The 14,175-nt window shown below is 68.3% G+C and carries 13 protein-coding genes; 4 read left to right on the forward strand and 9 right to left on the reverse strand.

The window, feature by feature from the left end:
- Positions 1–9 precede the first annotated feature (9 nt).
- Entirely contained in the window at positions 10–792 is a 783-nt protein-coding gene (locus ACGLHS_RS21940; protein WP_394483180.1) for an endonuclease/exonuclease/phosphatase family protein, read from the reverse strand.
- Between the two features lie 217 nt (positions 793–1,009).
- Here ACGLHS_RS21940 and ACGLHS_RS21945 point away from each other — a divergent pair, with 217 nt between their 5' ends.
- Positions 1,010–1,438, forward strand: coding sequence for a serine/threonine protein kinase (locus ACGLHS_RS21945; RefSeq protein WP_394483182.1), 429 nt, complete (start codon positions 1,010–1,012; stop codon positions 1,436–1,438).
- A 133-nt stretch (positions 1,439–1,571) separates the two neighbouring features.
- Here ACGLHS_RS21945 and ACGLHS_RS21950 read toward each other — a convergent pair whose 3' ends face one another.
- From ACGLHS_RS21950 to ACGLHS_RS21960, 3 genes are all read right to left on the reverse strand, one after another.
- A complete protein-coding gene (locus tag ACGLHS_RS21950) occupies positions 1,572–2,120 on the reverse strand; it encodes a Spy/CpxP family protein refolding chaperone (protein WP_093242258.1) in 549 nt (182 codons plus the stop codon).
- Positions 2,121–2,249: 129 nt separating this feature from the next.
- The gene (locus ACGLHS_RS21955; RefSeq protein WP_093242256.1) at positions 2,250–3,149 is read right to left on the reverse strand and encodes a pirin family protein; all 900 of its coding nucleotides are present in this window, start codon (positions 3,147–3,149) and stop codon (positions 2,250–2,252) included.
- 73 nt (positions 3,150–3,222) lie between these two features.
- Positions 3,223–4,647, reverse strand: coding sequence for a carotenoid oxygenase family protein (locus tag ACGLHS_RS21960; RefSeq protein ID WP_394483185.1), 1,425 nt, complete (start codon positions 4,645–4,647; stop codon positions 3,223–3,225).
- Between the two features lie 127 nt (positions 4,648–4,774).
- Here ACGLHS_RS21960 and ACGLHS_RS21965 point away from each other — a divergent pair, with 127 nt between their 5' ends.
- Entirely contained in the window at positions 4,775–5,443 is a 669-nt protein-coding gene (locus tag ACGLHS_RS21965) for a TetR/AcrR family transcriptional regulator (protein ID WP_394483187.1), read from the forward strand.
- A 103-nt stretch (positions 5,444–5,546) separates the two neighbouring features.
- On the opposite strand, the gene ACGLHS_RS21970 is transcribed toward ACGLHS_RS21965, so the two are convergent.
- From ACGLHS_RS21970 to ACGLHS_RS21990, 5 genes are all read right to left on the reverse strand, one after another.
- Entirely contained in the window at positions 5,547–6,314 is a 768-nt protein-coding gene (locus ACGLHS_RS21970; RefSeq protein WP_394483189.1) for a GNAT family N-acetyltransferase, read from the reverse strand.
- 45 nt (positions 6,315–6,359) lie between these two features.
- Positions 6,360–7,547: a biosynthetic peptidoglycan transglycosylase gene (locus ACGLHS_RS21975; RefSeq protein ID WP_394483191.1), complete on the reverse strand. Its 1,188-nt coding sequence runs from the start codon at positions 7,545–7,547 to the stop codon at positions 6,360–6,362.
- 88 nt (positions 7,548–7,635) lie between these two features.
- Positions 7,636–8,211 (reverse strand): hypothetical protein, encoded by a 576-nt coding sequence (locus tag ACGLHS_RS21980; protein ID WP_394483193.1) that lies wholly within the window; start codon positions 8,209–8,211, stop codon positions 7,636–7,638.
- The gene (xrtQ, locus tag ACGLHS_RS21985; RefSeq protein WP_394483195.1) at positions 8,192–9,121 is read right to left on the reverse strand and encodes an exosortase Q; all 930 of its coding nucleotides are present in this window, start codon (positions 9,119–9,121) and stop codon (positions 8,192–8,194) included. Before xrtQ ends, ACGLHS_RS21980 begins: the two co-directional genes overlap by 20 nt.
- A gap of 37 nt (positions 9,122–9,158) precedes the next feature.
- The gene (locus ACGLHS_RS21990; protein WP_093242238.1) at positions 9,159–11,219 is read right to left on the reverse strand and encodes a VIT and VWA domain-containing protein; all 2,061 of its coding nucleotides are present in this window, start codon (positions 11,217–11,219) and stop codon (positions 9,159–9,161) included.
- Positions 11,220–11,422: 203 nt separating this feature from the next.
- Between ACGLHS_RS21990 and creD the strand changes: the two genes are divergently transcribed.
- Complete coding sequence (gene creD / locus ACGLHS_RS21995) at positions 11,423–12,886, forward strand: cell envelope integrity protein CreD (RefSeq protein WP_394483197.1); 1,464 nt, start codon at positions 11,423–11,425, stop codon at positions 12,884–12,886.
- On the forward strand, positions 12,883–14,175 hold the full coding sequence (locus ACGLHS_RS22000; RefSeq protein ID WP_394483199.1) for a glycoside hydrolase family 3 N-terminal domain-containing protein: 1,293 nt from the start codon (positions 12,883–12,885) through the stop codon (positions 14,173–14,175). Before creD ends, ACGLHS_RS22000 begins: the two co-directional genes overlap by 4 nt.

Consider the following 14,175-nt stretch of genomic DNA (forward strand, 5'->3'; position numbering starts at 1 on the left):
GCGGCGTGTTCACAGGTCGATGTCCGCCACCAGCGGTGCATGGTCCGACAGATGCGACCACGGCTTGCGCGGCAGCACCACCGGCGCATGCGCGCCGGCGTTGCGCACATAGATGCGGTCCAGCGGCAGCACCGGAAAGCGTGCCGGAAAGGTCTTGGCGGCCCGTCCGTTGGCGTGCACGAACACTTCGCGCAGCGCGGCGCCTTTCGCCAGGACGCCGTGCGCGCGGCCGCGCCAGTCGTTGAAGTCGCCGGCCACGATCAGTGGTGCCTCCATCGGCACTTCGTCGCGCACGATGTGGCACAGCAGTTCGAGCTGCTGCTCGCGATGGGTCTCGGCCAGCCCGAGGTGGGCGCAGATCACGTGCACGTCGACGACGCGGCCCGGCAGGCGCAGCACGCAATGCAGCAGGCCGCGCTTCTCGGGGCCGCTCACCGACACATCGTGGTTGCGGAAATGCACGATGGGAAATTTCGACAGCACCGCATTGCCGTGGTGCCCTTTCGGATACACCGCGTTGCGCCCGTACGCGAACTGCGGCCACATGGTGTCGGCCAGAAATTCGTAGTGCGGGGCATCGGGCCAGTTGCTCACCTTGCGCGAGTGGCGCGAATGCGTGCCCAGCACTTCCTGCAGGCACACCACATCGGCGCCCACCGTGCGCACCGCATCGCGCAGCTCCGGCAGGATGAACTTGCGGTTCAGCGCGGTGAAGCCCTTGTGGGTGTTCACCGTCATGACCTTGAGCGAAGCCGGCCCCGCGGCCGCATCGGGAATGGGGGAAGAAGACATCGTTGTGCGGGTTGTACGTTGCCCCGCCCGCCGCGCCTGTAGGAACGCGCCACCTTCTTCGCCGGCTTTCATCCCTGGGCGGCCGGCTCCTACAGGCAGGCCTGCCGCGCCCCCACATGGCGCGTTTTTCGGTGCTCCTACGGTGGTCTCAGGGCCTGGAGAAAACGGCCCGTTTTTTCATCCGCTTGAACCGCGACAAGACACAAAGGAGCACCCCATGAAGCAAGTCATTTTTCGCGCCGCGGCCCTTGCCGCGCTGATGGGCACGGCCGGCATGGCACTGGCCCAGACCACGTCGCTTCCCGCACAACCCGATCCGGCGGTGGGCGGCCAGGCCAGCACGATGTCGCCGGCCGGCGTGGCGAATCCACCGCAGCAGCCCGACAACTCGATGCCCGCGTCCCGCGAGGCCGTGAAGGCCGAGGCACGCGCCCAGAACCGCAACAACGACAACAGCACGGTGCCCAAGGGCGAGGCGACGACCACGGTCAATCACCAGCCCAACGCCATGCCGCAGCCGACCGGCGAGATGTCCCGCGCCGAGGTGCGCCAGCAGGCGCGCAAGGTCAAGCCGCAGTTCGGCCAGAAGGGCGAGCGGCCGGAGGTCGTGACCAATCCGACCGACAAGACGGGCACGCCGAAGTGATCCGATCGCCATTGAGTCGCCATCGGCCCGCCGCCTGATCGCAGCGTGCCGGTGAACGAAAAAAGCCCGCAGTGCTTTCGCGCTGCGGGCTTTTTGTTCGAAGGCGCCGTTGCCGGCGCCCTGGCGGCTGCGATCAGCCCTTGGCAGGAGCCGTGCCGCGCTGGCCACCGTGGCCGCGATGGCCATGGCCGCCGAAGTGCGCGGTTTCCGTGTCGAAGGTCTTCTGTTGCTCAGGCGTCAGCGTGGCGTAGAAGGTCTTCGTGGCGTCGGCGCGCTTGGCGAACATGGCGCTGCGCTCGGCCTGGCGGGCCTGCATGCGCTCCAGGCGTTCCGGCGTGGTCAGCTTGGCGAACTCGGCGCGGTCCATGTGCGGACGGGGGCCGGCGGGCGGCTGGCTCGCGGCGGTGAAGGTGCTCCAGGCGCCTTCCTGGGCCGAGGTGAGCTTGAGCTTTTCCTTCAGCGCGGCCAGGCGCTTGGCGCGGCGCTCCTGCATGCGCTCCATGCGCTGGGCCGGGTCCATGCGCTTGTGTTGCGCCTGGGGAGCGGCGGCCGTGTCGGCCTGAGCCACCGCAGCGGTGGGAGCAGCGGAAACGGCCGGCGCCTGAGCGAAGGCGCCCGAAGAGGCGAGAGCGGCCGAACCCAACAGGCTGGCCCAGACGATGCGTTGGCGAAGAGAAATCATGAGAAGTGCTTCCTTTCGAAGAAGCCCGCCACCGATGGGCAGCAGGTGAGACGAAGTGTGGAAGCCCTCTGTATCGCCACCGTGAGCCGCAAGTGAGCTTGCGTAAAGAACGGTGAACCCGCCCGTCCTCTATCCGCCCAGCTTTCCGTTCTGAAAGTCGTGGACGGCCTGCTTGATCTGCTCCTGCGTGTTCATCACGAAGGGGCCGTACTGCGCGATGGGCTCGTGCAGCGGCTTGCCCGCGATCAGCAGGGCGCGCGCGGGGCTGTGGTTGGTGGCGCCGGCACGCAGCACCACGCCATCGCTGCCCGCGTCGTTGGCCAGGATGGCCATGCGGCGCGTGGGCACTTCGCTGCCGGCGATCCAGAGCGATTCGCGGAACACGTAGACCAGCACGTTGTGGTCGTCCGGCAGCGGCTGCGCGAACTCGGCGCCGGGCGGCAGCGTGATGTCCAGGTACAGCGGCTCGGTGTGTTCGCGGCGCACCGCGCCCTCGATGCCGTGGCTCGCACCGGCGATCACGCGCACGTGCGCGCCTGCGGCAGTGGTGTATTCGGGGATCTCTTCGCTCTGGATGTCGCGGTACCAGGGCTCGCGCATCTTGTCCTTGGCGGGCAGGTTGAGCCACAGCTGAAAGCCTTCCATCAGGCCTTCTTCCTGCTCCGGCAGCTCGCTGTGCACGAGGCCGCGGCCGGCGGTCATCCATTGCACACCGCCGTTTTCGAGCAGCCCTTCGTGGCCGGCGCTGTCGCGGTGGCGCATGCGGCCCGCGATCATGTAGGTGACCGTCTCGAAGCCACGATGCGGGTGGTTGGGAAAGCCGCCGATGTAGTCGCCCGGGTTGTCGCTGCCGAAGGCATCGAGCATCAGGTACGGATCGAGCCGCTTCTGCAGCGGCTGTTGCAGCACGCGGGTGAGTTTGACGCCGTCGCCATCGCTGGTGGAAACACCGGCCACGATGTGGTCGATGCCGCGCGGCGTGGCCACGGGATCGGTGGGGTGGTTGGCATGGTGGTTGGCGTTCGTCATCCGTCCATGTTGGCACTAACGCGCCCGCCGCGCCACCCGTGGCCTGTCGGCCGACAACCCGCCGCGGGGTCGTTCATGCCCCCGCTTTCTGCTGCCCTTGCGCGAACCAGTTGCCATGAAAGCCCACCGGCACGCGATGCGGCAGCGAGGCCACGCACAGCGGGCCCGCCGCCAGCGCGCGGGCGTCGAAGATGACAAGGTCGCTGGTGTCGGTGGCACCGCGCCACACGGTGGCCAGCAGCCAGCCGTCGCCTTCTTCGGCATCGGGCGCGCGCGGCACGAACACGCCTTCGGACACGACGTCGGGCACGGGGAACATGAAGATGTCGCGCTTTGCGGTGGTGTGGTCGATGTGCACGAGCCCCGCATAAAGGCGCGGTGCCTCGCCGGGGCCGGAGGTGCCGCGGCACACGTACCAGCCGTGGCGGTAGGGCAGGCCGGCAAAGCGTTCGTCGATGCGCGGGAACTCGCCGGGCAAATCTTCCAGCGGGGTCTGTGTGAATTCATGCACGGGGCTCGACAGGTCGAACTGCCAACGCACGAGCCGGCTGATCGGCGGTGCGTCGCTCACGGGCGAACCGTCGGGCTTGGGGAACAGCGGCGCTGTGGGGAACTGGATCACGTCGGCGAACAGGCTGCCGTCGGCCTCCCACGCATTCATGACGTGGAAAACATAGCAGGCCGGGCCGCGCCACCAGACGATGTCGGCGGTACTGCCGTCGCGCGGCATGAGGCCCACGCGCGTGCCGTATTCGGGCTCCCAGGCATAGGGCGGGCGGCCGCTCTTGGCGCGCTCCATGCTGGCGGTGAGCGGCATGATGGGGAACATCACGTGGCGGTCGGTCACCATGAAGTCGTGGACCATGCTGGCGTAGGGCGCCTCGAAACGCTCGAAGCGCGTGACGCGGCCTTGCGGCGACATCACGCCGAAGCTCATGCCGTTCGACAGCGGCGCCGGCGTGCCGTAGCCGAAGAACAGCAGCTCGCCGGTTTTCGGATCGGTCTTCGGGTGCGCGGTGAAGCTGCCGTGCAGGCCGCCGTCGAAGTCGGTGGCGCCGAGCGTGGCCAGCGCAGGCAGCGTCACCGCGACCGGCAGGTGCGCCTCTTCGAGCGCAAGCACGCGGCCGGCGTGGCTGATGACGTTGGTGTTGGCCGAGCCGTCGTCGTGCTGCTGCTTGGGGGCTTCGCTCAAGGGCGCCTTCTGGAAGCCGCCCGCCAGGCCTTGCCCTTCGGCGGCGGCCTGCCAGCGCGCGGTGCGCACCCAGCGGTTGCGGTAGCGGACCTCGCCATCGGCCAGGCTGAACGCGTGCAGCATGCCGTCGCCCGAAAACCAGTGCTCCTTCGGGTCAGGCACCACCGGGTTCGGGCCGTTGCGCACCAGCGTGCCGCGCAGGCCGGCGGGCAGGGTGCCTTGCAGCGGCAACGGACCGGCCTCGGTTTCGAAGTCGATCGGCGCCATGTTGGGCGGGGGCGCGCTGCGGGGACGGGCATCGTTCATCGGGGGGCTCCGGGAGTTTTGAAGGGTGTCGTGGTTTATCTTTCCAGTGGAAATATCCTCGGGCCCGGGACTGAAGTCAAGGAATTTTTCCAGTGGTAAGATTTTTGCCGTCCTTTCTCCTTCTCCAATGACCACCGACGCCGACGACGTTCCGATCAAGCGCTATCACCACGGCTCGCTGCCCGAAGCGCTGCTGGCGGCTTCCGAGGCCGTGCTGCTGCGCGACGGCATTGCCGGCCTGGGCCTGCGGGCCATCGCGCGGGAAGCGGGGGTGTCGCACACCGCGCCCAAGCACCATTTCGGCGACACGACCGGGCTGCTGAGCGAACTGGCCGCCGTGGGCTACCGGCGCCTGTCCGACGCGATGCGCGAGGCGGCCGGCGGGCTTTCGGACGTGGCCGAGCGGCGCGGCGCCATCGCGCGTGCCTACGTGCACTTCGCCTATGGCAACGCGGCCATGTTCGGCCTGATGTTCCGCAACGAGAAGATCGACATGCACCGCCCCGCGCTGGCCGAAGCGGCCCGCGAGGCCATGCGCGTGATGGCCGCGATCATCGGCGCCCGGACGGAAACGGAAGGAGAAACGCCGGTGTCACTCGGCAGCGCCGAAGCCATGCGGATCACCGCGGCCTGGGGCTATGTGCATGGGCTGGCCATCCTGTTGATCGACCAGCGGCTGGGCGGCATCGTGCAGGTGACGCCCGCGTTCGACAACCCGCTCGACCTGGTCGATGCCGCGCTGCGGGATGTGCGCTTCGGCTTCGTTTCAGCCGAGACAGCGAACCAGAAAACCTGAATCCTTTTGGGAAACCCCGAGGAACCGGCTTTGCCGGGCCTCAGGTGTTGCCCCGGCAGGGGGAAGGAGAAACGACACGAAATGCGCGAAGCCTGGGGGCGAGTCAGCTCCACTGCTGGCGCTGCCAGTAGCGGTACTGCCACCGGGTCTCGAAACCGGCCCGCCGATAGAGCGCCAGCGCCGGCGGGTTCGCCGCATCGACCTGCAGGAACACGCGTTCGAAGCCGTGCGACAGCGCCGCCTGCGCCAACCCGGCCAGCACGCGCCCGGCCAGCCCACGGCCCCGGTGCCCCAGGTCGGTCCGCATGCCGTGCACGCTGGCCCATCCGTGCCCGAAAGCCATCGCGCCCGCCGCAAGGGTGCGGCCGCCCTCGCGCACGCTGGCATAGAGCGAACCCTTGGCGCGCGCCAGCGTCCGCACGCGATGCGCGCCGTCCACCGGATCGAAACCTTCACCGAGGAACAGCGCCGCCCAGGCGTCGTCGGGCGTGCGGTCGACATCGGCCAGCGCCACGCCGGGCGCGACGACCTGCCGCATCCGCTGCGTCGACCCAACCTGCACGCAGGTGGGGTTGTCGTCGGTGTAGTGCCGCCGCTCCAGCTCGGTTCGCAGCGGGTCGAAACAGGCCGCATCGGCCAGCCGCAAAGCGGGCGCGACGCGGCGGCTGTCGTAGCGGTCCTCGATGCGGTCGAGCGTGCCGTGATCGACCGCGCCGCGATGCAGCGGCACGGCCGAGCGGGCGCGCTTGACGGTGCCGCCGTCGAAAGGCAGCAGCCAGCCGTCGAGTTCCTCGGTGACCTCGGGCGATACGGCGGCAACGGTGGCGCGCTCGATGGCCTCGATGTCCGAGTCGGTCAGGAAGATCGTCATTGCAGAGCCTTCTTGCTTTCTTTCATGCGTCGCACCGTGCCGCGCTCATGGCGTGGCCTCCGGTGCCGTGAATCTGGCGACGGCCACGCTCTTGAGCATGGCCTCGCGCTGGTTGCGGCTGATGCCGCGAATGCCCTCGGCCACCCACTTGATGCGGTCGGCGTCGATCTGCCCGTCGCGCCGCCACTGTTCGAGCACGGCCTGCGGCTTGTGCAGCATCGCGGCAAGCCAGACGGCCTGCGCCGGCTCCAGCGTGCGCGCGCTGCGCTTGAAGTAGCGGCGCGCCGCGGCCTCGGCACCGCAGATGTTGCCGCCCCAAGGGGCGTTGTCGAGGTACAGCTGCAGGATGCGGGCCTTGCCCAGCGTCTGCTCCATCTCGACCGCGTAAAGCATCTCGCGCAGCTTGCGCTCGGCCGTGCGGTCGCTGCCGGTCACCAGCAGCTTGGCGAGCTGCTGCGTGAGCGTGCTGCCGCCGCGCCGGGGCTGGCCGGGCTTTTGGTTGTTGTCGATCGACGCGAGGATCTCGGTCAGGTCGTAGCCGGTGTGGGTAAAAAAGCGCTGGTCTTCGGCCGCGATGACGGCGCGCGCCAGCCAGCTGTCGTTGGTCAGCTTGGCCGACGGGCCGCAGCTGGTGCGTGCGTTGAGCATGGCCTCGGTGCCCAGCCCCTCGACCGTGAACTGGCTGATGTTCGGCTGCACCGAGAAGGTCGCCTCGGGCAGCACCAGCTGGCCATGCAGTGCCAGCGTGCCGCCGATGCGGGCGCTCTGCAGCTCGGGCAGCGTGGGCACCAGCACCGCGTACCAGCGGGCGATGGGTGCGTCCTGGATGTTGGCGCTCAGATGCAGGTTCTTCGGCGTGAGCCGGCCGTCCCAATGGCCCTGGAGCCGGGTGGTGTCGGTGCTTTGCGGCGTGGCTTCGAGCGTGCCGTTCAGCGTGTTGCCGTCGCGCCGCACGGTGGCGACCAGCCGCTCGACCTTGATCGGCTGCGTGCCGAGCGCCGGCACCTCGGCGCTGCACGGCGCGCAGGTCATTTCGAGCAGCTCGCCGGTTTCCTTCCAGGCAAAGCGCACGGTGCCGAAACGGGTGCCCAGCGAATGGCCGTCCAGGCGCGGCGCAAACCAGGGCGACGTGGCCAGGCGCACGGCCGTGGGTACGCCGATCTCGAAATTCAATGGGCCGGCCTTGACCGTGGTGCTCCACTCGCCGGCCGCTGGCGCGAGCACCAGCTTCACTATCAAAAAGATAGCTACACAAGCTGTAATAACGAGGGCCATCAGCCCGAAAAGCACAAATCTCAGGGTCTTCTTCACAGGCACGTTCTCAGATCGGTCTTGCCACGGTGACAGCTTGCCACGGACCATGCGACTGGCCGCTGGCCGCCGCCCAGTACCAGGCTGAAGTGTCGGTGAAAGCCGTGCCCTGGGCGTCGACGATGCGCTCGCAGACGCGGATCTTTTGCGCGCCGTGCCGTTGCGCAACAAAACAGCGCCACAGGCGTTCCTGCGCATCGCGTTCCAGTCGCGCCTGTTCGATGCGATAGCCGAGCGCGCGGTAGCAATCGACCGCCGGATGCAGCATGCGCGTGGGCTGCTTCACCTCGCGCATCACCAGGGTCTGGGTGCCGTCGGTCATGCGGCCGATGGCGCCGGGGAAGCGGTCGGCAAAGCGCTGCTCGACCTCGCTCAGGGCCAGCGGACGCAAGGCCACGCCGTCCCACTGGCTCGGCCATTCGTGCGAGGCCGCCACCTGCGCCACCTGGTCGTCGGCCGGCGCGCGCAGGGCCGCCGCGGTCGACCACAGCATGCACAACAGCATCGCCAGCGCAAAGGCCGTCTTGTGGCCGATGCGGTTGATGAAATGGTTGGCGAACCAGCGTTCAAAGAACGGTGTCGACATGGCGGCCTCCTTGCGTCGTGATCAGGCCCGCGATGGGGTGTTCGAGGGGTTCGGGCGCGGGCCGCGCCGGCACCATCAGCCGGGCGATGGCGCCGCACACGGCGGCCAGCACCACCAGGCCCAGCGCGTTGTGCGCCCAGGGCGCCAACGGATGGCCGGCTCCTTCGAAAGCGATCAGCACGCTGTTGCGCAGGATGTTCCCGCCCAGCACCAGCAGGCCGACCATCGGCAGCCGCCCGATGAAGCCGTGGTCGCTGCGGCGCGCCCACAGCGCGACGGCGCAGGCCGTGAAGTACCCGAGCCACACCATCTGCACGCCCGAGCACGGCGCATCGACGATCACGAGGCGCCCATCGACCATCAGGCTGGTGCCTTCGCGCGCCACGTCGAAGCCCGGCGCGAGCAGCCAGCGGCTGGCCTCGGCCGTCACCACGCGCAGCGGATAGCCCGCATAGAACTGCAGCGACGACAGCAGCGGCAGCGCCAGCACCGCCAGGCCGACCACCGGCAGCGCGGCGACGCGGCGCGGCAGAAAAGCCAGCAGCCCGCAGGCCAGTGACAGCACGGCCACCAGCCCCGCGGCCAGCGGCGGCAGCGCCGGCACAAAGCCGAGCCCCGTGCGCAGCAGCGTCGCGAGCACGGTGCCCGCGCCTGCCAGCGCGAGCCAGCCCAGCCGCGGCGACGCGCGCAGCTCGCGGCGGCGATGCCATGCAAGCGCAGCCAGTGCGACAAGCGCCAGCAGCCCCATCGGATCGTCGGAGCCGTCGCGCATGCGCCGGGCCATCCACACCCAGGTCGGCATCAGCGCGACGAACTGCAGCGCGAGCCAGCCGGCGGCCGGCGTGCGGTCGATGTGGATGCCCCAGTCCACGATGCGCGGATGACGGTGGGCGAGCGTTGCCAAGGACATTTTTCTTCTCTCTTCTTTTCGTTTCGTCTGCGCGTGTTCAGGCCGTGAAGCGGCGTGCGTCGTTGCGGCGTGCGCGGCGGCGCAACATGGCCAGCATCGACAGCACCACCGCGATGGCGCCCAGCGATTCAGGCTCCGGCGTGCTCGGCACTTCGGCACCCAGCGCCAGGTCGCTCACGCCCTGCGGCATCGGCAACGGCTGGTTCACGTCCACGCTGTTCTGCGGCGCCAGGTTGCGCACCACCTTGTCGACGGCGATGAAGCTCGTGTACTGCGTGAGCAGGCTGTACTTCAGGCCCAGCTCGGTGATGCGTTCCTTGAAGGCGGCGCCGCCTTCCAGCGTTTCCTGGTCGCTCAGGCTCTCGATGCGGTGGCGGGCCCACAGGGTGCGCAGCGCGGCGGTGTCCTGGCGGGTGCGTTCGTCGATGCGCACTTCCTGGCGGTAGGGGCCGTTGGCGCTCTGGCCTTCGATGATCACGCGGCCCTTCGCTTCACCGCGCCACTTGCCGAACACGATCACCGGGCGTTCGCCCAGCACGTCGGGCAGGGCCTGCGGTTCCACGTCGTACACATCGAGACCGCCGAAGGTCGCCTTCACGTGCGTGAGCACCGGCGACTCCACCATGCGGCGAAAACGCGCGGCCTGCTCAGGCGCCTGGATCGGGTCGGTGATGATGAAGGGCTCGCCCATGCCGGCGCGCGCAATGCCTTCCATCAGGCTGCGGTTGACCGACGAGCCGATGCCGAAGGCGAACACGTTGGCTTTCGACAGGTTGTTGCGCACCAGCTCGAAGGCTTCGCGCTCGACCGTCACGTAGCCGTCCGTCACCACGACCACGGTGCGCGACACCTTGTCTTCCTTGGGCTCGGCGTAGACACGCTTCAGGGCTGGAATCAGCTCGGTGCTGCCACTGCCGCTGTAGTTCTGGATGGTCGCCAGCGCCTGCTCGATGTTGGCGCGCGTGGCCGGCACCGACTTGGGCGACAGCATCTTGTTGCTGCCCGAGAACAGCAGCACGTTGAAGGTGTCGCTCGGACGCAGCCCGCCGATCAGCCGTTCGAGCACGGTCTTGGCGGTGTCCAGCGGAAAGCCGTGCATCGAGCCCGAGATGTCGACCACGAAGATGTAGTCGCGCGGCGAGATCGCGCTGGCAGCCACGGCCTTCGGGGGCTCGACCATGGCCAGGAAGAAGTTCTCCGCGTTCTCTCCTTGGCCCTTGTAGAGCATCAAACCCGATTCAATCTTCTCGCCGGCCAGGCGGTAGTCGAGCACGAAGTCGCGGTTGTCGGCGGGGCGGCCATCGGCCGTGAGCACGATGTCGGCGTGCTGGTCTTCATCGCTCTTCTTCACGTCGATGGCGTGCGTGGTCGAGCGGATCTCCTTCAGGCCCATCGGCGTGTCGATGGTGGCCTTGAGCTTGAAGCTGGTCGCGGGCGCGGTGCCGGCGGGCAGCGTGGGTTGCGCCACCCATTTCGCCTGCGCGTTCTGGGACTGCGGGCTGTTGTAGCGCGGGCCGACCACGGTCGGGAACACGAACTCGTAGTTGCCCGTCTGCGGCACCAGCAGTTCGGTGTAGCGCAGCTCCACCTTCACGTCGTCGCCCGGCATGATGTTGGCAACGTTCATCTGGAACACGTTGGGCAGATGCTGCTCAAGCAGCGCGGCGGTCTTGCCTTCCTTCTTCGCGGTGTCGTATTCGATCTGCGCCTGCTGCTTCTCGCGGATCTGCGCGGTGATGAGCCGGTCGGCCAGCCGCACATTGAGGCCGCTCACGGCCGCCTTGGTCGAGCCGGGAAACACGTACTTCGCCTCGATGGCGCGCTGGCCTTCGTTGCGGTAGGTCTGCGTGACCGTCACGTCGGCGATCACGCCCGAAATCTTCACCGAGACCTCGGTGCCCTTGAGCGGCAGGCGGTCGACCGACGGGTCGTCGCTCTTGACGAAGAAGTACGGGCTCTCGGTCTTCTGGCGCGGGCCGACCGGCGCTTCCTGCGCATGCAGCGGGCGCACGGTCAGCGCGACGAAGCCCGCGATCGCCAGGCTCACGGTGGCGAGCCAGAGCCAGCGGCCGGGGCGTGGGGTGGTGTGGGCATCCATGGCGGGGTCCTTGTCCGTGCGAACTTGCACAGCCGCAACTGTCGACACCGCACGAGAAGCCAGTTGGAAGGCTCCTTGAAGTCGCAAGCCGCAAAGGCCCGCTGTGTGAAGTCTGTGTGAAGTGAGGCCACACGGGCGCTTCACACGGCCTTCGGGTCGCGCACCGAGCATCGGCGCTTCGCTACAGACGAGGAGAAAAAAAGATGCTTCAGTTCCTGAAAGCCCTGCAGAGTTCGATGCTGGTCAAGGTGGCCGGCCTGTTCTTCCTGCTGTTGCTGCTGTGCATTCCGCTGGCGGAGATCGACTCGATCAACCGCGAACGCGGCGAGAGCCAGCGCGAAGCGGCCAACGAGCTTGCGTCCACCTATGCCGGCCGCCAGACCATGGTCGGCCCGCTGCTGCTGGTGCCGTACGTCGAACGCTGGAACGAGCCGCTGCGCGACGCACAGGGCAAGGTGATCGGCCAGGAGCCGCGCAGCAAGGAACTGGCCCACGTGGTGTTTCCCGACAAGCTGCACATCGAAGGCACGATGGCGCCGCAGGAGCGCTACCGCGGCATCTTCAAGATCCAGTTCTACACGCTCGACGCCACGCTGAGCGGCGGCTTCGCGGCCTTCGATCCGAAGGCCGTGTCGCACAGCGAGACCGATTCGAAGATCGAGTTCAAGCCTCCCTTCATTGCCTTCGACGTGAGCGACCTGCGCGGCCTCGACGGCTCGCCGGCGCTGGTGATGAACGGCGAGGCGCTGCGCTTCCGGCAGCGCGTGCCCGGCATTGCCGACGACGCCTGGCTCGCCAACGGCATCCACGCCCCGGTGACGGGCGCCGCGCTCGCGGCATGGCAGGCCGGCACGCCGCTGCCCTTCGAGATGAAGCTCGGCCTGGTCGGACAGGACACGCTGGCCATCGCGCCCATTGCCGAGGAAACCACCGCGCACCTCCTCTCGCCCTGGGCGCACCCCAGCTTCGGCGGCCGTTTCCTGGCGGTCGATCGCAGCGTGACGCCGCAAGGCTTCGACGCGCGCTGGCGCGTGTCGTCGCTCGTGACCTCGGCGCGCGAACAGGTGCGCGCGGGGCTGTCCGGCTCTGGCGCCGGCCCCGACGGCGAAGCCCAGGCCGCCACCCAGGCCGCGGGCACCGCGCGCCGCAACCTGGGCCCGCTGCAGACCTTTGACGTGTCGCTCGCACAACCGATCAACGTCTATTCGATGAGCACGCGTGCCGGCAAGTACGGCATGCTCTTCATCGGCCTGGTGCTGATGGCGGCCTTCATGTTCGAGCTGTTCCGCAAGCTGCGCCTGCATCCGATCCAGTACGGGCTGGTCGGCCTGTCGATCGCGCTGTTCTTCCTGCTGCTGCTCGCGCTGTCGGAGAAGTTCACGTTCTGGATGGCCTATGCCGGCGCCGCCACGGCCAGCGTCGCCCTGCTGGCGGTGTACTTCAGCGCGGTGCTCGGCGGCTGGCGGCGCGGCTTCTCGTTCGGTGCCTTCGTCGCGCTGCTCTACGGCGCGCTCTATGGCCTGCTGGCGTCTGAAAGCAATGCGTTGCTGCTTGGCGCGCTGCTGATCTTCGGCATGCTGGCCGCGCTGATGCTGGTCACGCGCAAGGTCGACTGGTATGCGCTCTCGCGGCGCACCGAAGCTGCACCCGCCACGCAAGCACCATGAAACTGCTGCGGCTCACGCTCGGCGCACTGGGCTGGCTGGCCCTGGCCACGCTGTGGTTCTGGGCCTGGCACCTGAAAGACCCGCAGCTGCGCTTCATGCGCGCGTGGGAGCTGCCGCTGCTGCTCGGTGCGCTGGCCGTGGGCATCGCGCTCATCTGGCGCCTGGTGCGTGGCTGGATGCGCCCCGCGGCATTGAGCCTGGCATTCGCGGCGGTGCTGATGGCGCTGTGCAACGAAGCGGCCTCGATCCAGCACCGGGCCGCAGTGAATGCCGCGTCGGGTCCGATGGCACAGGCGCTCGGCGCGCACTTCATCGTCGGCTACGACGACGCAAAGAATTTGCGCGAGCTGGCACGCAAGGGGCTGATCGGCGGCATCTTCGTGACCGGGCGCAACGTGCAGGGCCGCAGCGCCGCCGAACTGCGCGATGAAATCGCAGGCCTGCAGGCGCTGCGCCGCGAAGCCGGGCTGCCACCGCTGATCGTCGCGACCGACCAGGAAGGCGGCGCGGTGTCGCGCCTTTCGCCGCTGGTGGCGCGCCAGCCCGCGCTCGCCACGCTGCTGGAGGCCGACGTGTCCGACGAAGACCTCGCGCAGCGCGCCCATGCCTACGGCGCGCAACAGGGCAGGGCGCTTGCGGCGCTGGGCATCACGCTCAACTTCAGCCCGGTGGTCGACCTGCGCACCGGCCGCGCGCCGGGCCGCTGGGATCTGCACACCCGCATCGATGAACGCGCCATCTCGGCCGACCCCGCGCTCACCGCGCAGGTAGCGCTCGCTTATGAAAAAGGCCTTGAGTCTGCTGGCGTGCGCGGCACGCTCAAGCACTTTCCCGGCCTTGCCGACGTGCACGAAGACACCCATCACTTCGCCGGCAGCCTGCGCACGCCGGTCGCCCGACTTGCAACACATGACTGGAAACCATTTCAAGAAGTGTCGAAACAATCTGACGCAGCCATCATGCTCGGGCATGTGATCCTTGCGGAACTCGATGCGGACGCTCCGACTTCTTTCTCGCGCAAAATCGTGCAGCAGGTGATTCGGGGCGAATGGGGCTATCAGGGCCTGCTCGTCACTGACGATCTCACGATGGCCGCCGCCTACAACCGTGGCCTGTGCGACGCCACCGTGCGCTCACTGAACGCCGGTGTGGACCTTCTGCTGATCGCCTTCGACCACGACAAGTATTTCGACGCCATGCATTGCGCGCAGCAAGCCGCAAGGCGCGGCGCACTCGACCTCGCGATGCTGGAACGCAGCAACGCGCGGCGGCTCCAATCCTTTCGCTAG

Source organism: Variovorax sp. VaC1, assembly GCF_043658315.1.
GTDB lineage: Bacteria > Pseudomonadota > Gammaproteobacteria > Burkholderiales > Burkholderiaceae_C > Variovorax.

Excerpts from the sequence above, each read along its gene's own strand:
- creD (WP_394483197.1), top strand. The coding sequence starts at position 11,423 with ATGCTTCAGTTCCTGAAAGCCCTGCAGAGTTCGATGCTGGTCAAGGTG.
- ACGLHS_RS21950 (WP_093242258.1), bottom strand. The coding sequence starts at position 2,120 with ATGATTTCTCTTCGCCAACGCATCGTCTGGGCCAGCCTGTTGGGTTCG.
- ACGLHS_RS21940 (WP_394483180.1), bottom strand. The coding sequence starts at position 792 with ATGTCTTCTTCCCCCATTCCCGATGCGGCCGCGGGGCCGGCTTCGCTC.
- ACGLHS_RS21960 (WP_394483185.1), bottom strand. The coding sequence starts at position 4,647 with ATGAACGATGCCCGTCCCCGCAGCGCGCCCCCGCCCAACATGGCGCCG.
- ACGLHS_RS21955 (WP_093242256.1), bottom strand. The coding sequence starts at position 3,149 with ATGACGAACGCCAACCACCATGCCAACCACCCCACCGATCCCGTGGCC.
- ACGLHS_RS21970 (WP_394483189.1), bottom strand. The coding sequence starts at position 6,314 with ATGACGATCTTCCTGACCGACTCGGACATCGAGGCCATCGAGCGCGCC.
- ACGLHS_RS21945 (WP_394483182.1), top strand. The coding sequence starts at position 1,010 with ATGAAGCAAGTCATTTTTCGCGCCGCGGCCCTTGCCGCGCTGATGGGC.
- ACGLHS_RS21990 (WP_093242238.1), bottom strand. The coding sequence starts at position 11,219 with ATGGATGCCCACACCACCCCACGCCCCGGCCGCTGGCTCTGGCTCGCC.
- xrtQ (WP_394483195.1), bottom strand. The coding sequence starts at position 9,121 with ATGTCCTTGGCAACGCTCGCCCACCGTCATCCGCGCATCGTGGACTGG.
- ACGLHS_RS21980 (WP_394483193.1), bottom strand. The coding sequence starts at position 8,211 with ATGTCGACACCGTTCTTTGAACGCTGGTTCGCCAACCATTTCATCAAC.
- ACGLHS_RS22000 (WP_394483199.1), top strand. The coding sequence starts at position 12,883 with ATGAAACTGCTGCGGCTCACGCTCGGCGCACTGGGCTGGCTGGCCCTG.
- ACGLHS_RS21965 (WP_394483187.1), top strand. The coding sequence starts at position 4,775 with ATGACCACCGACGCCGACGACGTTCCGATCAAGCGCTATCACCACGGC.